Source organism: Providencia alcalifaciens (assembly GCF_915403165.1).
Taxonomy (GTDB): Bacteria; Pseudomonadota; Gammaproteobacteria; order Enterobacterales; family Enterobacteriaceae; genus Providencia; species Providencia alcalifaciens_C.
Genome location: NZ_OU659204.1, coordinates 24,002 through 42,771, shown reverse-complemented (window position 1 = coordinate 42,771; position 18,770 = coordinate 24,002). Strand labels below are relative to the sequence as shown.

Genomic DNA, 18,770 nt, shown 5'->3' with positions numbered 1-18,770 from the left:
TTATTTCCTTGTTGTATGGGTTTCAATAAGAGAGACGACAAGGACATGAATTTGGATGCAGGGAATTGAAAATATTTTTTAGGACGGTTTTTGATCAAAAAAGACCTGATAATGTTGATTATCAGGTCGAAAAAGCGCAATAAAACGATGTAAAAAATCTTACAAGAAGGCTTTATACGGCAATTCAGGTTCGTTTTTAAAGATATCTTGGAAGCCTCTGAAATGCTGATAATGCATGCGTCCTTTATCGGTTGGGTAGGTATATTTCCCGCCAACTTGCCAGAAGAATGGGGCAAATTTATATTGTAGGCGCTCTTTTTTCATATTCCATAACACTTCAATTTCACGAGGGTCATTTTGGAAGTTAGCCCAAATGTCGTGGTGGAATGGGATAACCGTCGTGCAATCTAATGATTCTGCGGCACGCAAAATATCGGAAGAGGTCATTTTGTCAGTAACACCGCGCGGGTTTTCACCGTAAGAAAGCAGAGCAACATCGATATTGTAGCGGTTGCCGTGCGCTGCATAGTAGTTGGAATAGTGAGAATCTCCAGAGTGATACAGAGAGCCGCCAGTTGTTTCAATTAAGTAGTTCACGGCACGCTCGTCCATGCCATCCAAAATGGCTTTATCATAGGAAGAAACGCCTTTTGGTAAGGTCACTAACGCTGTACGGTCGAATGAATCCAAAACGCGAATTTTCATATCACCGATTTCAATCACATCACCCACTTTGGCCACAATGCAGCGATCTTCCGGTACGCCCCAACCTGTCCATAGGTTTACACAGGCTTGTGGACCAATAAATTTAACGTGGTCTCCGCAATTTTGTAGCACTGCCGCAGCAACGTTGACATCAATATGGTCAGCGTGGTCATGGGATGCCAAAATGGCATCGACATCTTTGATAGCGAAAGGGTCGAGCGGAAAAATCGCGGTACGTAAGTTGGGTTGCAGGGCTTCAACACCGCCCATACGCATCATTTGATGCTGCTGATTCATCAGTGGATTTTTCTGGGTTTTTTTACCTGTGCCACACCAAAAGTCGATGGAAATGTTAGTGTTACCTTCGCTTTTCAACCAAAGACCTGTACAACCCAGCCACCACATAGAAAATGTGTTTGGTTCTACAACGGTTTTTTCGATCTCTTCATTGAGCCAGGTTCCCCACTCAGGGAATGTGCTTAAAATCCAAGATTCACGGGTAATTTCATTTACTTTACTCATAGCAACACCTTTCCTATCTAGAATTTCAAATGTAAGGGATTAGCGCCTTATTCATGAAAATAAGGCGAAATACAGAATAAATTTGTTAATTCGTTGAATTAGATAGTTAATCTAATTATACAAGGATGACTTGCGTGCCTTGAGCTTCGATGGTTTTGATAATTTTGGGGTCGGCGTTCTTACCAGTGATGAGATAGTCAATTTTTTCGGCAGGGCAAAATAGCATGCCCGTTCGACTTCCAACTTTTGAGCTATCCACAACGACAACCAATTTATCAATACGATCTAGCATCTGTTGCTCTGCGACCGCAGTCAGCATATCTGTTTTGTACAGCCCTGTTTCGGTTAAACCTTTCCCTGAAGTAAACATCCAGTTACCGGCATATCCCATCAATGTGCTTAATGCAGGATTGAGGAAAATACCTTGTGTTCGGTTATATTGCCCGCCAATTAGAATCACATCTTCATGCTCTTCTTCAATCAAGTAGCTGGCGAGGGGGAAATAGTTCGTCACTATCTGAACCCCTTTTCCACACAGTTGCTGTCCTAGCAAAAATGCAGTGGATCCACAGTTGATAACGGCGCTATCTCCCGGTTGGCAAAGTTCTGCCGCTTTCATGGCGATTTGTGACTTTTCTTCATAATGGTCGGTACAGTTGATATTCAGCGGTGACCATCTGAGTCTTTTTTCTTCAATGCGCTCTGCACCATTACGTATTTTTTTGAGTTTGCCTTGCTCATCCAGTTTGGCGATATCTCGACGAGCTGTTGCGGGCGAGATATCAAAATGTTTTGTAATAAAAGATACGTTAATGATTTGATTTTCTTTCAATAAAGACAATATTTCATGATGTCTTTGTGTCTCATTCATGTGTAGCGCCTTATTTCTGTATAATCATTTTTCGTCTTTAGTGATGATTATTATAATCACAGTATCATGACTACTTTTGACTCAAAATGATTGAATTTGATTCTATATGATCATGGTGAAAATTGTCAACTCACTAAATACAAAAATTACCCAAGCCAATTTAATTCTTTAACTATATGTAAATATTGATTTTTACTATATTTGTTGTGATCGGCTCAACAAATGTAGGGTTTTTTGCTAGTCAAAAAGTGTCACTTCAAATAATCATTAATGAGCAATTGGTGATTACTTATGATTACAAAATGTATTTGAGTGATTGAATTGATGAACTGTTTGATTATAGCGTGAGAATGCTTGTCTGTGATCAGGGTAATGTAATTTTAAATAAGATAATAATTCACACTAAATTTGATTTAGGGGTAAAAATATGGATTTTCTGTATGACTCATTCTATATTTTTTACAGCCAAGTGATGACCAAAGCCCCGTTATTACTGGGTTTAGTGACATTGATTGGCTACTGGCTTCTAAAGAGAGATGGCACAACCATCCTGAAAGGAACCATAAAAACGATTGTCGGCTTTATGTTAGTGCAAGTGGGAGCCGATACATTAGTCTCAAGCTTCAAACCTGTCATTGCAAAAATGTCAGAATATCATCACATTACCGGTTCAGTTATTGACCCTTATACCTCAATGATGGCCACCATGGAAACCATGGGGGATAACTATTCATGGGTTGGGTATACTGTGTTGATTGCATTGGCGATTAATATTCTTTTGGTGCTTTTCCGCCGTATCACGGGGATCCGAACCATTATGCTGACGGGGCATATCATGTTCCAGCAAGCGGGATTGATCGCGGTATTCTATTTTGTGCTGGGTACTAGCATGTGGGAAACCATTATTTACTCAGCCGTTCTCATGGCACTGTATTGGAGCATTTCATCCAATATTATGTTTAAGCCAACGGAATCTGTCACGGGGGGAGCTGGGTTTTCAATCGGTCACCAGCAGCAAGTCGCATCATGGGTTGCCACTAAAATTGCCCATAAACTCGGTGATAAAAACGATAGCGTTGATAATCTTAAACTACCGAAATGGCTACATATTTTCCATGATAGTATCGCAGCCACCGCGATTGTAATGACCGTTTTCTTCGGCATCATTCTTCTTTCCTTTGGGTTAACTAACTTGCAAGAAATGGCAGGGAAAACCCATTGGAGCATCTATATTCTCGAAACCGGTTTGAAATTCGCGGTTGCCATTCAGATTATTGTTACCGGCGTGCGGATGTTTGTTGCCGAGCTTTCTGAAGCGTTTAAAGGGATTTCCGAGCGCGTTATTCCTAACGCAGTACTTGCCATTGACTGTGCGGCAATTTACGCCTTCTCTCCAAATGCCATGGTATTCGGCTTTATGTGGGGGGCGTTGGGGCAGTTTACTGCGGTATTGATTATGTTGGGATTAAGCTCCCCGATCATGATTATTCCCGGCTTTATCCCGATGTTCTTCTCCAACGCGACAATTGGGGTATTTGCCAACCATTTCGGTGGCTGGAAAGCAGTCATGAAAATCTGTTTCGTTATGGGGATCATTGAAGTTGTTGGCTCTGCATGGGCGATTTCATTATTTAGCCAGCAAGGAACGGATTTTAGCGGTTGGATGGGTATGGCAGATTGGGCGTTAGTGTTCCCACCAGTGATGCAGGGGCTTTCCTTCTCTAAATATTTCTTCTTTGTCTTGATTGGACTGTCATTTGTTTACATGTATTTTGCATCGAAAAGATTGCGTGCGGAAGAAGATGCACAAGCCGCTGCGGCAGCAGAGCCACAAGTGGAGCTGAGTGTTGAAAATACGTCAGTTGAAGCAACAGAACAGCCTATTTTAACGCGTGCTAGACCTGTCAGTATTCTCGCCGTGTGTGGTAATGGGCAAGGTTCATCGATGATGATGAAAATGAAAATTGCTAAGTACCTTGAAGGTAAAGGTATTCCTCATGTGATGGATTCCTGCGCGGTTTCTGATTACAAATCAAAGTTAGCGAATACAGACATTATTGTTTCTTCCAAGCATCTCTCTTCTGAAATGGATGCGGGGGAAGGTAAATTCGTACTGGGTGTGCAGAATATGTTAAATCCCAACTCATTCGGCGATGAATTACTGGCAATTATTCATAATAACTTTAGTGAGTCGAAATAAATCCAATAACTAAATTTGTCATGGGGATTCAGTGATGAATATCCATGACTATAGGAGAGCAATGCCATGGGTTTCAAACAATCTCTAATGGATAACAACTCCATTAAATTACATGCCTCAGCGGATAATTGGCAGGATGCGATTAAGATTGGCACCGATATGCTCATCGCATCTGGGGCGATTTTGCCGGATTACCATGAAGCCATTATTAGCAGCGTCAAAGAGTTAGGCCCTTATATCTGTATTGCACCTAATTTAGCCTTACCTCATGCTCGCCCAGAAAATGGCGTTTTAAAAACCGCATTTGCCTTGGTGACATTAAAAGAACCGATTGTATTTGATGGGGAAAGTGAGCCTGTGGATGTCCTTATTACACTTGCGGGTAGTTCTTCTGATGAACATATGGAAGGCTTAATGGAAGTGACTCAAGTACTGGATGATGAAGAGAGTGAAACGGGGATTGACCTCGATAAAATTCGCCGCTGCACCAGTGCCGATGAGGTCTATCAGGTGATTGATGCCGCATTGGCTTAAGCCGTTATTCACCAGATACCCGATTTAATCTAAAACACTAGGATAATCAAATGACTAAACCTTTAATTCAAATTGCATTAGACCAAACCAATCTGAAAGATGCGCTGGCGGTTGCTGATAATGTGGAGTCTTTTGTTGATGTGATTGAAATTGGCACTATTTTGGCTTTTGCGGAAGGTATGAATGCAGTTTCAACCCTACGTAAAAATCATCCATCACACATTATTGTGTGCGATATGAAAACCACGGATGGCGGTGCGATTTTATCGAAAATGGCGTTCGAAGCAGGCGCGGATTGGATCACGGTTTCGGCAGCAGCACATATTGCCACTATCACTGCGTGTAAAAAAGTGGCGGATGAATTTGGTCGTGAAATTCAAATTGAACTGTATGGCAACTGGACATTAGACGATGCGCAGCGCTGGGTGAATTTAGGAATCAAACAGGCGATTTACCACCGTTCTCGTGATGCTGAGTTAGCTGGAGTGGGCTGGGGGCCTGAAGATCTCATCAAAATGCGCCAACTTTCTGATTTAGGACTCGAATTGTCGATAACTGGCGGGATTGTGCCAGAAGATATTCACCTTTTCGAAGGCATCAAAGCTAAAGCCTTTATTGCTGGGCGTGCATTGGTTGGGGAAAAAGGAAAAGCCACCGCAGAAGCATTGCGTGAACAAATTGCTCGTTTCTGGTAATTGGTATTGATAAATATCCCCTCGAAATCACCGAGGGGATATTGTTTTTGGTTTATAAGCGTTTACTTGGAAGTAGCATTACAGCAATACCGCCTATTACCGTCATTGCAGAGAATGCAGCAAAGTTCCAACTGCTGGCGACACCAAGGCTGGCAATATAAGCCCCGAACATGGGGCCGGACATGGCACCTACACGGGAGATACTCATTGTCCAACCTGTTGCGGATGCCCGCACACTGGATGGATAGAAATGGGCGACATAGCCCGTCAAAATTAATGGTGCAGAAATACAGCCAATCCCCGCGAGACCCACAAGTAAATAATTCATATAAATATTTTGCTTGAAGACCATCAATCCAATACCCATCGCGCCTAGCATAAAGAAGAAGGCAACTGTGCCGCGAGCACCACATTTATCGGCGACTTTCCCGAGGAATAACCCACCTAGCGCAGAAGATAAACTGAACACGACTAAAAAGGTTAAGCTGGAGCCGAGATCATAACCTTCTTTGCGCATAATGGATGGCAGCCACGTATTTAAGCCGTAAACGATAAATCCACCACAAAACAGTGCGACCCAAAAACAGCAGGTTGCTCGCAGGTAATCTTTGGAAAAGATAATCGCGACCACTTCTTTTAAGCTACGGGAAGATTGTTTTTCTTGTTTCACGGGTTCGTGATAAGCGACTTCAAGTTTCTCCGCTAGTTTTCTCGCCTTTTCGTGTTGCCCTCGGTTATTGAGGTATTCAATAGACTCAGGTAACAGGCGGGACATTGGCCAAATTAATAATAAAGGTAATGACCCGACCATCATTACGCCACGCCATCCAAATTGGCTAAGAATAGCAATCGCCACTAATGCGGCACATAAGATACCCAGAGAGTAACCTGAGTACATAATGGCATAGTTAAACGACCGTTTTTCTGTTGGTGAATATTCAATTGTGAGAGCGGCGGCAACGGGGATCACGCCCCCAAGTCCGACTCCACCGATAAAACGCATTAATCCAAAAAACCAAGGTGTTGGCGCTAAAGCGGTGGCTAACATGGTGGACGAAAACAGCGTAACGCAGATTAATAGCATGCGTCGTCGACCATATAACTCGCTTAACGTTCCGATAATAAAAGCACCAAAGAACATTCCCACGAGGGTGTAACTGCTTAAGGCACCTAATTCAATAGGCGTTAAATTCCACTCTTTGTATTCAGAGAGTGTGGGTAAAACCGCACCCATCACCCCCACGTCATAACCTTCAAATAAAATGCTTAGCCAGCAAACCAGCATGACTTTAAAGGTCGTGCGTTTTGAGGAGACAGATGTAATTTCAGATGTTTGTATTGTCATAAATCACTCTCTAATCGTTATTCGACCGATATTTTTTTAATGGCAAGTACGTATATTTTTAAATCTGAAAAGCCGACATTACACTTTACTTTTTTAAGTTAAATCACAATAGAAATGTTAATTAAATGTACAATAAATGCAGAAATAGGATATTTTTTGCAGTTTTTGTTTTTTGATTAAATATTAGTAAAACTTAAGATTGCTCGCTATTTTTGTTTCTATTCTTAAGAATGAAAATGTTTTCCTATATTGATTCCATGGAGAAATTAAAAATAACAATAAAGATACACTGCATTGATTTTACTGTTATTTTAAATAAAGTAACGCAGGGTTATATTTATAGATAATAAGACTTTCGCTAGATTGTTAATATGTTTATAGCTTGTTTTTTTATTTTAAATATTAGTGTTAAATATTGAACAGATTAAGTGTGAATATCCAAAAAATGTAATTTAATATTTATTTGACATAAATTTAACATGTGAATAATATTCGATGAGTTTGATTTTTGAACAATACCAAATGCAGGTAAATCGAAAATAAAATCGGAGAATTATTATGATAAAGCCATATGGTGTAGTGGGTTTAGTACCAACAACGTGGGGAATAAAAACGCGTAGCGATATTATGAAAAATATCGACCATCTTGAGGAGCTATCTCACGGTGCGCTGTGGCTATCTTCATTGGATCTCCCGGTTCGTTTACTTGTCCTCCCTGAGGGGGCTTTACAAGGTTTCAACGATGAAGCATTGGATTTACCTATTGCTGAATTTTTAAAAGATGGCGCGATTGATATCCCAGGCCCAGAGACTGACAGATTGGGTGAATTAGCGAAATCTCAAAATGTGTACATCATGGCGCAAGCAAAAACCCGTGACCCAGATTGGCCGGGTATTATGTTTAACGTTGGGTTTATTATTGATCCCAAAGGCAACATTATCCTGAAGCACTATAAAATGTCCTCTTTGCTGCCGTGTGAACGTTCGGCATCGCCTCATGATCTGTACGATGAGTGGATAAAAAAATATGGGCGTTCATTACAATCTTTCTGGCCAGTTGTTGATACTGAAATTGGCCGATTAGGGATAATGATGGCCATGGAAGGAAACTTCCCTGAAAACGGCCGTGGTCTGGCATTAAATGGGGCAGAAGTAGTGTATCGCGCCTCATTACCGACACCATTTACTGAAAATGACCTATTTGAAATTTCTAACCGCGCCCGTGCGTTAGAAAATAACTTTTATGTAGTGGCACCGAATATTGGCTCAATGTATATGTTCCCAACCACACAAGCGCCAATTGACTGTGGTGGTGGTCGATCGCTGATTGTGGACTACAAGGGTAAAATTGTGGGTAAACAAGAGGATACTAACGGTTCTACCTATGTTTATGGGGTCATTGATATCGAAGCGATGCGCCATCACCGCGCAAATGCCTCAGTAAGTAATTGGTTAAAAGACATTCGAACTGAATGCGCTCAGCTCATTTATGAAACGCCAATTTACCCGAAAAACACCTACTTACATGAGCCACAAGGCAATCATAAGCACTACCGAGAAACCATTTTAAATAAGCAAATCGAGAAAATGATCGAAAGAAATGTGTTTGTACCGAGTGTGTATGATAAGAAGTAATCCATTAATTTAATCGCAAAAAATCCGATAACATTCATCATATTATCGGATTTTTTATGATGGAAAGAAGGGCTATTGATTAAGAACTTTGAGTGCTTCTTGCTTTAATTCTTGAGCAATATTTCGAATGAAAGTGAGCTGATTCATAGCATCATTCAACTCTTTTTCTAACCGCATATCGAGCCCTTCGACTGGCATCGGGGTTTCACTAGCACCGCGGTAAGGGATCCATGGATTATCGCCTTCATCATCAAAACGAAATGCTGGCGCATAGTAATCCACTTCCTCTTCTAAACCGAATGAAACCACTTGAGGTTGTTCATCACCTAAGCAAATCAATTGTTTTAATAATGCTTTGACGGGAACTTCCCCTTCACCAGAAAGACTGGCTTTATGACCAAAACCTTTGCCTTCAGGAACGCGTATCGCATCTTTCATATGCACTTGGGTAATGTTGTTTTTCATGTTTTCGAATGCTTCAAGCGGAAGCTCATTAGCATTAAACATATTTCCAAAATCAAACAGTAATGAAAAGTTAGGGAAATTAGCATCTTCAACCAACTGATTTAATTCATGACTTTTTAAATCTTCATGTTGTTCAATAACAAATTTCAGCCCTGTATGCTCATAGGTCTCTTTGATGTATTGAATATCCGCGCTCACTTTTTGCAATACATCTTGTAAATGTCCTTCATAGCGAGGATAAAAACGAATAGAGCTTGCCCCTGTTTTTAGCGCGATATGCACAGCTTCATCAATAGCGCTTGCTGCGGATGAACTGGTTTCAATTTTCAGGTCGAGATTATACGCTTTGGCTTTTTTCCCGAAGGTATCGAGTTGTTCATCACTCATGGTTTTCAGTGATTGAGTCTCACCGTCTTCAACATGGATTTTTGCGCCAGTAAGATGGAGCTTTTTCGCGATTTCTAATAAATCATCGGGTAATACACGTTCTTTTCGCATATTTAAATGGAATGCATAAGCGTGAAGATACAGCGGCATGGAGTCAATGCGTTCAACAATTTTCTTAGCTTCGATGTTATTCATTTTTTCACCTGTAATATCAATTCTATTCATTGGCTGTAATAGCGGCAGCTTCGCGTTGTTTGATGCGTTTAGTTAAGATTTTAGCTGTCACAAAACCGAGCAAACTGAACATGATCATCATGCCAAAAACAAAGTTATAACCAGTAATGCCAGGGTAGTTATCTAAGAATGAACCATAAATAGCGTAAGCAAACATAGCTGGCATGTAACCAAGAATACAAGCAAATGCCATCGCAGAACCCGCATATTCACGCTTAGTGCCGATTTCTTCCATTGGAGCGAAGAAGATAGCGCGCTGGCAGAAAATAATTGCACCAAATCCTAATGTCGCAGCCATGCCTAAATAAACGTTCATGGTTTCATGAGGCAGTAGCATGAACAGCGCCATCGCGGCTGCGGCTAATAAGCAGGTGAACTGCAAGAATTTGGTTGGCGATTTAAAGACTTTGTCAGATAAATAACCGCCAATTGGGCCACCGACCATTTTCAGTGCATATTGGTTAATAATCCCGTAAGCACCCACTAATGCGATGGGTAGTGCATAAATATCTTTCAAGAATGGAATGAAGTAAGTCAATCCACAGTATGATGCATAGATAAAGAAGATAGTCATCGATGCTAACCAGAGGTTAGGGCATTTAATGACACTTTTAATCCCTTCAATAACTTGTTTATTTGCATCAGACGCGTTTTCAACCACTTTTTTATCATCATCGGTCACGATGAAATAAGTGATGACCCCGATTAATACCGTTACGATGGTATAGAACATCAACCCGGCTTGCATACCTGCTTTGCCTTCACCAAATAGCACAAACACGTACAGCGCACCGGAAGCAATGATCACGTCAACAATGCCGCGGCCAGCTTCTAGGAAACCAAATAAACGACCTTGCTCTTTTTTATCACCGAGCAAACGAACGGCTTTAAGCAATACAGGCCAATAAATCACATCGGCGAATAAGGCCATCACGGCAAATGAGATGAGATAGCCTGTAAATGGCGGAAGTGTGGATAAGTATGCTCCACAAAGCCCAACACCAATTAATCCTACGGGTAGAAGAATTTTTTTAGAAAATCTATCCGCAATATATAACGATGAAAATAGACCAATGGTTTGAACAATAGTGTAAACAGTAAAACCGAAACCAATTTGAGCATTTGTCAGTCCCCAATCTTGCTGCATAGGAACATAGAAAACATCTTTCATACTGGATAATTTGAAAATGGTTCCAGCACCAAGAATGAGAAAACTAAGTCTTATCCACTTATTCATACATCCGCCTTGTTATTATTGTTTTACAACGACAGCCTCAACTTCAATAAATACATCTTTTGGTAGACGAGAAACTTCCACACATGAACGGGCAGGGTAGATACCTTCAGAGAAATAGGATTGGTAAATTCCATTAAATGTCGCAAAGTTATTCATATCACTGATAAAGCAGGTGGTTTTAACAACGTCATTCATGGTTAAACCCGCTGCTTCAACGATAGCTTGTAGATTTTTCATTACCTGATGGGTTTGTGCCGTGATGTCTGTTCCGACAACGGATCCATCTTCATGATGAAAAGGGCAGCAGCCAGAAATATAAACGGTATTACCCACTTGTCTTGCTTGAGAATAAGGACCAATGGCTTTTGGGGCATTGGTGGTTGAGATGATCATATTGACTCCTTTAATGACGCTATTTGATGATCAGCATTTAACCACATGGAAAAATTCAACACCGTGATGGGCGTCTATAATTTGATTAAGTAAAAAAATAGTTTACTCAGTGAGGTGATTTGGTTTTTAGGATTGAAATAGTTGACTTGATTATCTAAAATTAATAAATCAATTTATTGAAGGCTAACAAATATGGAAACGAGTATTAATCATGTGTTTACGGAAGATGACCGCAAATTACTGCGATCATATATTCCGATGATTGAGTGCCTTGGTGAATTTTTGGGGCCATATTGTGAAGTTGTTCTACACAGTTTTGAAGATTTACACAGTTCAGTGATTCATATTGCGAATGGGCATTTAACAGGAAGAACTCTTGGGGCACCAGTGACCAATATCGCGCTGGAAAAGTTGGCAGGATTTAAAAAGAATCATTCATCGTGGGATGTTTACTTTAATACCAAAAGTATCCGACCTTTCCGTTCTTCTTCCACACTGATTGTTAACTTAGATAATCAACCTATTGGAATGGTGTGCATGAACTGGGCATTGGACATGCCGATGAATGCCATGGTTGATTTGATGAGCAGCAGTCACAACTCAAAGAATGAAAATTTTTCTCAGGATATTAATAAGTTAATTATGGATCACCTTGAGCCGATCAAGAATACGGTCTATTCCAACAAAAATATCCCAAGTAAAAATAAGAATTACGAAATCATCAAAGAACTCCATGATAGTGGAATGTTTGAGTTTCCAGCGGCTCATAAAATTGTTTCTGTTGAATTAGGTATCAGCTCTGCAACCATATATAAGCACTTGCGAAAAATTAATGCCTAATACTTTCAGATAAAATCCGGTTAATGTTAACCGGATTTTTAGTTTAGTTATTTATCTTGTTATCATTGATTCTAATAACGCTTATAAATATCAATTGTGCCTATTGATAGTTTTCGATTTAATTTTTTGGGTTGCGCGACAAAATCAGCATCAATTAAATAGGTGTTATTTTTATTGTCTCTTTTTACATTTCCATCAGAATTATAATCCATAATTATTCTTCCTCTTGATTTAACAAAATCAAAAGCCTCCTTACCTTTTATCGATTTTCCATCAATAAACTTAGTGACTAAAATAATGTTGCCGTTTGCTAGCGTAATAGAACGAGAAAAGTTAATATCTTGATTTACCTCATTTAATACTCTGACGCAGCGATCGTATTTCGCATATTTATTGTATTTAAAGTTTAAATCGCGATGAGGAATTTTAATCACAAAGTCACCTACTCGATAGGCAGTTCCATATTCCCCCTTACCAAGATAATTATGTCTGTTGAGGGTGATTGTGCGATTTGCCGAGTGATTTTTGACTAAAAAGGTAGGTCGATGATCAGCGCCGAACGCATCATTTTTAAAGATGATATTGAGATGATGTAATTTTTTTGTGAATTGGTCTATTTCACTTGGTATCGCTTTTTCGATTATAGGTTCAATATGTACGATCGGTTCAATGTGTACTTTGTTTGGCGCTAAATTCGTATTTTTGAGTGTCTTTAGAGGGATAACTTCAGGGATTGCCAGTTTTACGAAGCTTTGATGGGAAGGGATGATTTCGGTATTTTTTGTTTTCTTGGGGTGTTTTAACAATGTATGAAACAAGCAGGTATTAAACAACCTGTTTACTCTCTCTATAAACACATTTTTTTTATTTTTAGGTTTCGCCAAAGCGGATTGGTTTTGTTCAATATGTGGCTGAAATACTTTACCTGCACACCCATTACTTATTCTATTCATTGAATACTCTCCTTTTTAGATAAAAATATAAAAAAGAGAGTGTTAGAGATATCAAAAATGGATTTTAGCCTAAAATTTAAAGGTGTTTTCGATATCGCTGAATATTGACTGCCATTCAGCATCGTCAATATCCATCAAACCAAAATGGCGCAAAATAAAAGTGCCTTCAGTGGCTAAAAATAGCAATCTAGCGCGTTTACCGCTTTCGGTTGATAAGTCTAAATTAGCAATACGTTCTCGATACCATTTACGGGTGCTTTCTAAATATTCGGGTGTTTGAAGTAGAGAAGCCATTAATGCGGCACCTTTGGCGATACTGGTTTTATCGTGGTCCGCAGTAGCTTTCATATGGGCAATCACATGGCCTTCAGGGGAATTATCTTGAGCAATCATGCGGCTGAAAATTTCATCGTAAGAGTGGCTCCAACGCTCAAACATGGCATCAATTAAGGCCTCTTTATTACCAAAGCAGTATTGGACTCCCCCTTTAGAAATCCCCATTGATTTGGCGACTGCATCAATCGTTAGTGCGGTAGCACCTTGATTAATCACAATCTCTTCTGCTGCTTCTAGCACTTTCTCGCGATCGATGGTTCGTTGACGTCCCATTTAAAAAAACCTCTTTTCAATACGTACGTATGGAATTATATTATAGCATGATCATCCATAAAGGTGATCAATTAAACAAGTTGAGAAGATTTTATGATAGCAGATTATAAACGTTGGATTATCCTACTCTTAGTATCGAGTGTTTTATTTCTCATCGTCATTGATGTCACCGTGCTATACACCGCACTGCCTAAGCTCACTCATGACCTAGGCGCAACAGCGTCTGAAAAATTATGGATCATGAATGCTTACCCGCTAGTGGTGGCGGGGCTATTGCCTGCTGCGGGAATGTTAAGTGATAAAGTGGGTCATAAACGGATGTTTGTGCTTGGGTTGCCCTTATTCGCATTGGCCTCTCTGTGCGCGGCATTTTCACCGAGCGCATTGAGCTTAATTTTATCTCGTGGATTTTTAGCTGTTGGTGCCGCGATTAGTATGCCGGCGACATTAGCCATTGTTCGCCAAGTCTTTTTAGATCCGAAAGAGCGGGCGCTGGCGATTGGTATTTGGGCTGCTGTGGCATCGGGTGGTGCTGCCATTGGACCATTAGTTGGCGGCGTATTACTCAATCATTTCTGGTGGGGCTCCGTCTTTTTAATCAACGTACCGGTAGTGCTATTGGTGATCCCATTTGCACTTTCTTTAATACCAAAAAGTACGCGGAATTCACAGCAACCGATTGATTATTTAGGCTCTTTGTTTATCTTGGTGGGGCTGATTGGTTCAATCTACGCCTTGAAAGAGCTTGGAAAAGCCAATATTGATTGGCTCACGTTACTCATTGCTGGGGCGATCGGCATTGCCTTTCTGGTTATTTTTAGCCGCCGACAATTAGCATCAGAATCGCCCATGATTGATTTCAAATTACTTGGCGACCCTCGGTTTTTTGCGGGCATTCTGATGGCGATTTTATCCATCGTGATTATCGTTGGTGTCGAGCTACTATTAAGTCAGCGCTTGCAGTTGGTATTAGGTTATACCCCATTCGAGGCGGCGTTATACATTATTCCGATCCCGATTGCGTCTGTGTTAGCGTCTCCGTTAGCGGGCATGTATTTGCATAAAGTCGGCGCTAAACTAATGATGATTTTAGGATTTATTTGCACATTAGTGGGCGTGGTTGGGGTTGCGTGGGTATTCAAAACCTCAACTGGCTTGGTATTACTGTCATTCTTATTCTGTGTTGGGTTCGGGTTAGGTGCCATTTTTACCACAGCATCAACCACCATTATGTTAAATGCGCCTGATGAAAAAGCAGGAATGGCAGCATCCATTGAAGAAGTGGCTTACGAGCTAGGTAGCGTGCTCGGTGTGACATTTATGGGGGGCTTGATGAGTGCGGTTTATACCGCCAAGCTGGTATTACCGGCAGGTTTAACGGTAGCAGACAAAGTCTATGATAGCCTTGATGAAGCGTTAATTGTGGCGGAAGGGTTACCGCAAGATAGTGCAAGTCTCTTAGTGAATCAGGCGAGTATGGCATTTGATAGCGCATTTATGTCTGTCATGATTGCCACGGTAATCGTGCTAGTGGTGAGTATTGTTGTGTTGCCGTTTTTCTTTCGCCAAAAGCGTACCGCCTAAGCAATCTTGTCTAAATCATATTGCCTAAATAGTAGAGTCTAAAAATTGAGAACAAAGTGCGCGGAATAAAAGCGCACTTTTTATTGATTTTAAAATCATCTAATAAGTATATATATCTAACACCCTTTAAAATGGCTTATCTAGCGCGTTTTGCTTACTCTGCATTTTCAATCTGGTGAGAATGAAAGTGCAGGGGGATTTATGCAACTAGAACAACGTGATAGTTTAATTTTCCGTGATAATTACCTGACTCAAAACAGTTGGCTCGCGGCGAATAAAGTGATGACAAAGAAGATTTTGACGGAACTTACTCATGAGGGGGTCATTACACCCGAGCATACTAGCCACGGCGATTATGTACTGAATATCGAAAGTCAATGCGTTTGTTACCATTTTAAAGCAAAAGAATATTTACTAGCACATTTGGATATCAGTCTTGAATCAATAAAAAAATATAAAGATGGGTTGGAAATCCCTTTAGACGCTTTAGATCTTTTTATTGAATTACTCGAATTTATTCATATTAATAAGGCGATATTACCAACCTATGTTGATGGATTAATATCGACGTTAAATGGTTGGGCGTATAAACGGGATGGGAAGCGTCTTAGCTCAGATGAACTGGTATGCGCGGATTATCAATCAATAGAATCGAGTATGGATGAAGGGCATCCCGCGATTATTGCGAATAGAGGCTGTTATGGATTCGATTTTATTGATTCGTTGATGTACTCGCCAGAATGCATGGCGGAGCAAAAGGTTGTTTGGATTGCTGTTCATAAAGACAAAGCGACATTTAGCGCCATATCTTCATTGAGTTATCACGATATTATTCAGTCAGAGCTCTCCACAGAAGAAATCAGTTATTTTAGTGACATAGTCCATCAACATGCAGTATTGAGTGACGATTACTATTGGATGCCAGTGCACGAATGGCAATGGCGTGAGAAAATCTTAATTCGATTCGCAGCGGATATTGCGAAGAAAAATATTATTTTCTTGGGAATGAGCTTAGACGCTTATTCTGCTCAACAATCGATTAGAACACTCTTTAATGTCAGCCATCCCAACAAGCGTTATATCAAGCTCGCTATCTCTATTTTCAACTGTGGGTTTATGCGGGGACTCTCCCCTTATGCCATGAAAGTGACACCGGGAATTAATGAATGGCTAGATAATTTATGCTCTCAAGATAGCTATTTAGTGGAAAAGAACTTTAAGCTACTCAAAGAGGTTGCTGCGATAGGGTACAGAGATACGCTATTTGAAAAGGTTATTACAGAGATTTCACCGCAAAAGAATATGTTATCTGCATTATGGAGAGAAAGTGTTTTCGATAAAATGGAGAAAAATCAGCGTGTAATGACCATGGCGGCGTTATTACATGTAGATAAAAACGAAAAATCTTTTATTGTGGAGTTAATTAAACTCTCCGGTCTTTCTGGTCAGGAATGGATAAAAGCGTATTTAGATTGTTATTTGTTACCGCAATTGCACCTATTTTACGCCCATGATATTGCGTTTATGCCTCACGGTGAAAATGTGATTTTGATTATCGAAGATAACAAACCTGCCGGCATGTTTATGAAAGACATTGCGGAAGAGGTGATTTTCTTTAGCCCAGAAGGCCCGTTACCTGAGGCCGTAGCGCAATGTACGCATATCGTAAAAGAGAGTCATAAAATTGAACATTTCTGGACTGAAATATTTGATTATTTCTTCCGTTATTTGGCGGTAATTTTAGATAAACATGACTGTGTAACAGAGAATGATTTCTGGCAATTGGCGGCGGATACCATTCTTGAATATCAGGCTCAACACCCAGAATATACAGAAAAATATGCGCGGTTAGACCTATTTAAATCCACATTTAAGCAATACGCGATTAATCGACAAAAAATGATCCATGGGCCTGAGTGTCTATCTCTACGGGAGTTCAAAACCAATAAGGACTTCACGAGAGAGCTTTCTAACCCATTGTTTTTATTTAAAAATAATTAACAAGGGAAAAGGATACTCTCATTTGAGTATCCTTCAACGGCCTAACTATTTTACGTTACGAATTAAAATTGCAGCCAAGAATGGGCTAATAGCAAACAAAGCAAATAGCCATACAGAGGCTTGTTGAGCACCGACTAACCCACCAGGATTAATCAATCCGCTATTATTGACCACCACGCCCACTAATGCCGCAGATAACGCGGTTGCATACAATTGGATCGTAATCACTGAAGAGGATGCTAAGTTTTCTTCCCCTTTAGGTGCCGCATTAAATACCCTCAGAACTAAATGTGGCCAGCAGACACCAATCCCTAATCCAACGCCCATCATGGCGATTAAATAGAGAATAAATAAAGAAATGGAGCTGACTAAAGCAAGGTTAGGGGTCAATATAGCTAGAATTACCAATGATACCAAGATGATAACGGGGCCTATCTTGAGAATACGTAAAACGATGACGCCCGTTTTATTGGCGCTGAGTAAGGCCCCTACTGTCCACCCAGCGGCCATCACGGCAGTTAAATAACCCGCCATCAACGGTGAAAACTGGTGAATGGTTTGTAGGAAGTAAGGTACATAAATTTCGGTGGTCATTCCCCCCACCAGTAAACCCATAGTCAGGAAAATAACCCCAAGTTGAGTTTTCAGGGAGTAGGCTCCTGTGGGTAGTAAACGCTTTCCATTTTTTCCATCAATAAACGCAATGGTGATAAGCAAGGCAATACCAATGAGTAACCCGATAAGATTGCTGAGCAAGCTTTCTGATAAGCTACCGATTGAGATAGCAAGCACGGAGATAACCAGCAGTGAAATCGATAAAATTGGGATTTTTGTTATTTGCGCTTGCTGAGATTTTTTCCCCGGCAATTGGTTGATAACAATCATTGCCAACACAACCGCCACGGGCAATAAAGCCCAAAAAGCCCAGCGCCAATGACCCCCTTGAGCAAAAATACCGCCAATGGCAGGGCCGCACAAAGTGGCGATCCCCCACATACCTGATATTACCCCCATGGCGCGAGACCATAAGTTTGGCGTGAAGACAATGCGGATCAGCGCATAGCTAAGCGCGAATAACATTCCACCGCCAAGTCCTTGCAAGGCGCGCCCACCTAATAAGGTGAGCATGGAAGGTGAGGAGGCACACCAGATAGCACCCAAGGAAAATAGTAATAGAGCGCTAAGATAGGCGAGTTTAGGCCCTAGGCTATCCAGCACTTTACTGGATAATGCAGAGCCAATAATGGAGGTTGCTACAAACAGCGTGGTGTTCCACGCATAATATTCAAGACCGCCAATATCATTGACGACGCTCGGTAAAATCGTGGTGACAATATAAATATTGATAGCATGAAGTGCGACGCCACCTGTGAGGGCTATCGTCAATAATGCATTAGTGCCGCTGAGTAAATCGGCCCATTTTCCTTGAGATTCAGTGCTTGTTTCATTGGGTTCGGTGCCGTTTTTATTGGATTCGGTGACTGTTTTGTTGCTCATACGCAGACCTGCTGGACGAAAGAGTAAAGAAAAGGGTATTATCCAAGTATTGGCTTGGATAAT

General features: G+C 40.7%; 16 protein-coding genes. 7 read left to right on the top strand and 9 right to left on the bottom strand.

Translation table 11 applies throughout. From position 1 onward, the window contains the following. Positions 1–159 precede the first annotated feature (159 nt). Together ulaG and ulaR are read right to left on the bottom strand one after the other, a co-directional pair. A complete protein-coding gene (ulaG, locus tag LDO73_RS00155; RefSeq protein ID WP_224059667.1) occupies positions 160–1,227 on the bottom strand; it encodes an L-ascorbate 6-phosphate lactonase in 1,068 nt (355 codons plus the stop codon). 115 nt (positions 1,228–1,342) lie between these two features. Next, the gene (gene ulaR / locus LDO73_RS00150) at positions 1,343–2,098 is read right to left on the bottom strand and encodes an HTH-type transcriptional regulator UlaR (protein WP_224059666.1); all 756 of its coding nucleotides are present in this window, start codon (positions 2,096–2,098) and stop codon (positions 1,343–1,345) included. Positions 2,099–2,525: 427 nt separating this feature from the next. Between ulaR and LDO73_RS00145 the strand changes: the two genes are divergently transcribed. From LDO73_RS00145 to LDO73_RS00135, 3 genes are all read left to right on the top strand, one after another. Next, positions 2,526–4,298, top strand: a complete 1,773-nt coding sequence (locus LDO73_RS00145) for a PTS ascorbate-specific subunit IIBC (protein WP_224059665.1) — start codon at positions 2,526–2,528, stop codon at positions 4,296–4,298. 66 nt (positions 4,299–4,364) lie between these two features. After that, positions 4,365–4,832 (top strand): PTS sugar transporter subunit IIA, encoded by a 468-nt coding sequence (locus LDO73_RS00140; RefSeq protein WP_154628068.1) that lies wholly within the window; start codon positions 4,365–4,367, stop codon positions 4,830–4,832. 50 nt (positions 4,833–4,882) lie between these two features. After that, positions 4,883–5,527, top strand: coding sequence for a 3-keto-L-gulonate-6-phosphate decarboxylase UlaD (locus LDO73_RS00135; protein WP_224059664.1), 645 nt, complete (start codon positions 4,883–4,885; stop codon positions 5,525–5,527). Between the two features lie 52 nt (positions 5,528–5,579). Here LDO73_RS00135 and LDO73_RS00130 read toward each other — a convergent pair whose 3' ends face one another. After that, positions 5,580–6,872 (bottom strand): MFS transporter, encoded by a 1,293-nt coding sequence (locus LDO73_RS00130; RefSeq protein WP_224059663.1) that lies wholly within the window; start codon positions 6,870–6,872, stop codon positions 5,580–5,582. 558 nt (positions 6,873–7,430) lie between these two features. Here LDO73_RS00130 and LDO73_RS00125 point away from each other — a divergent pair. Beyond that, positions 7,431–8,507 carry a nitrilase-related carbon-nitrogen hydrolase gene (locus tag LDO73_RS00125; protein WP_224059662.1) on the top strand — a complete coding sequence of 359 codons (1,077 nt, stop codon included), beginning with the start codon at positions 7,431–7,433 and terminating at the stop codon, positions 8,505–8,507. 72 nt (positions 8,508–8,579) lie between these two features. Here LDO73_RS00125 and LDO73_RS00120 read toward each other — a convergent pair whose 3' ends face one another. The 3 genes from LDO73_RS00120 to LDO73_RS00110 are packed head-to-tail and all read right to left on the bottom strand — an operon-like array spanning position 8,580 to position 11,223. Then, positions 8,580–9,554, bottom strand: a complete 975-nt coding sequence (locus LDO73_RS00120; RefSeq protein WP_224059661.1) for a sugar phosphate isomerase/epimerase family protein — start codon at positions 9,552–9,554, stop codon at positions 8,580–8,582. A 22-nt stretch (positions 9,555–9,576) separates the two neighbouring features. Next, positions 9,577–10,830, bottom strand: a complete 1,254-nt coding sequence (locus LDO73_RS00115; protein ID WP_224059660.1) for an MFS transporter — start codon at positions 10,828–10,830, stop codon at positions 9,577–9,579. 15 nt (positions 10,831–10,845) lie between these two features. Next, positions 10,846–11,223: a RidA family protein gene (locus tag LDO73_RS00110; RefSeq protein WP_224059659.1), complete on the bottom strand. Its 378-nt coding sequence runs from the start codon at positions 11,221–11,223 to the stop codon at positions 10,846–10,848. Between the two features lie 192 nt (positions 11,224–11,415). On the opposite strand from LDO73_RS00110, the gene LDO73_RS00105 reads away from it, so the two are divergent. Continuing rightward, positions 11,416–12,063 (top strand): helix-turn-helix transcriptional regulator, encoded by a 648-nt coding sequence (locus LDO73_RS00105; protein ID WP_224059658.1) that lies wholly within the window; start codon positions 11,416–11,418, stop codon positions 12,061–12,063. 71 nt (positions 12,064–12,134) lie between these two features. Here the strand turns inward: LDO73_RS00105 and LDO73_RS00100 are convergent, their stop codons facing one another. Both LDO73_RS00100 and LDO73_RS00095 read right to left on the bottom strand, forming a co-directional pair. Continuing rightward, entirely contained in the window at positions 12,135–13,016 is an 882-nt protein-coding gene (locus LDO73_RS00100) for a hypothetical protein (RefSeq protein ID WP_224059657.1), read from the bottom strand. A gap of 69 nt (positions 13,017–13,085) precedes the next feature. Beyond that, positions 13,086–13,625, bottom strand: a complete 540-nt coding sequence (locus tag LDO73_RS00095) for a TetR/AcrR family transcriptional regulator (RefSeq protein ID WP_224059656.1) — start codon at positions 13,623–13,625, stop codon at positions 13,086–13,088. Positions 13,626–13,718: 93 nt separating this feature from the next. Between LDO73_RS00095 and LDO73_RS00090 the strand changes: the two genes are divergently transcribed. Together LDO73_RS00090 and LDO73_RS00085 are read left to right on the top strand one after the other, a co-directional pair. Next, entirely contained in the window at positions 13,719–15,209 is a 1,491-nt protein-coding gene (locus LDO73_RS00090; protein WP_224059655.1) for an MFS transporter, read from the top strand. 201 nt (positions 15,210–15,410) lie between these two features. Further along, positions 15,411–17,210, top strand: coding sequence for an IucA/IucC family protein (locus LDO73_RS00085; RefSeq protein ID WP_224059654.1), 1,800 nt, complete (start codon positions 15,411–15,413; stop codon positions 17,208–17,210). A gap of 45 nt (positions 17,211–17,255) precedes the next feature. Here LDO73_RS00085 and LDO73_RS00080 read toward each other — a convergent pair whose 3' ends face one another. After that, positions 17,256–18,707: an MFS transporter gene (locus tag LDO73_RS00080; RefSeq protein ID WP_224059653.1), complete on the bottom strand. Its 1,452-nt coding sequence runs from the start codon at positions 18,705–18,707 to the stop codon at positions 17,256–17,258. Between the last annotated feature and the right edge of the window lie 63 nt (positions 18,708–18,770).

Coding starts and splice junctions, on each gene's coding strand:
- LDO73_RS00135 (WP_224059664.1), top strand. CDS start 4,883: ATGACTAAACCTTTAATTCAAATTGCATTAGACCAAACCAATCTGAAA.
- LDO73_RS00085 (WP_224059654.1), top strand. CDS start 15,411: ATGCAACTAGAACAACGTGATAGTTTAATTTTCCGTGATAATTACCTG.
- LDO73_RS00090 (WP_224059655.1), top strand. CDS start 13,719: ATGATAGCAGATTATAAACGTTGGATTATCCTACTCTTAGTATCGAGT.
- ulaR (WP_224059666.1), bottom strand. CDS start 2,098: ATGAATGAGACACAAAGACATCATGAAATATTGTCTTTATTGAAAGAA.
- LDO73_RS00140 (WP_154628068.1), top strand. CDS start 4,365: ATGGGTTTCAAACAATCTCTAATGGATAACAACTCCATTAAATTACAT.
- LDO73_RS00095 (WP_224059656.1), bottom strand. CDS start 13,625: ATGGGACGTCAACGAACCATCGATCGCGAGAAAGTGCTAGAAGCAGCA.
- LDO73_RS00105 (WP_224059658.1), top strand. CDS start 11,416: ATGGAAACGAGTATTAATCATGTGTTTACGGAAGATGACCGCAAATTA.
- LDO73_RS00145 (WP_224059665.1), top strand. CDS start 2,526: ATGGATTTTCTGTATGACTCATTCTATATTTTTTACAGCCAAGTGATG.
- LDO73_RS00100 (WP_224059657.1), bottom strand. CDS start 13,016: ATGAATAGAATAAGTAATGGGTGTGCAGGTAAAGTATTTCAGCCACAT.
- LDO73_RS00130 (WP_224059663.1), bottom strand. CDS start 6,872: ATGACAATACAAACATCTGAAATTACATCTGTCTCCTCAAAACGCACG.
- LDO73_RS00120 (WP_224059661.1), bottom strand. CDS start 9,554: ATGAATAACATCGAAGCTAAGAAAATTGTTGAACGCATTGACTCCATG.
- LDO73_RS00110 (WP_224059659.1), bottom strand. CDS start 11,223: ATGATCATCTCAACCACCAATGCCCCAAAAGCCATTGGTCCTTATTCT.
- LDO73_RS00080 (WP_224059653.1), bottom strand. CDS start 18,707: ATGAGCAACAAAACAGTCACCGAATCCAATAAAAACGGCACCGAACCC.
- LDO73_RS00115 (WP_224059660.1), bottom strand. CDS start 10,830: ATGAATAAGTGGATAAGACTTAGTTTTCTCATTCTTGGTGCTGGAACC.
- ulaG (WP_224059667.1), bottom strand. CDS start 1,227: ATGAGTAAAGTAAATGAAATTACCCGTGAATCTTGGATTTTAAGCACA.
- LDO73_RS00125 (WP_224059662.1), top strand. CDS start 7,431: ATGATAAAGCCATATGGTGTAGTGGGTTTAGTACCAACAACGTGGGGA.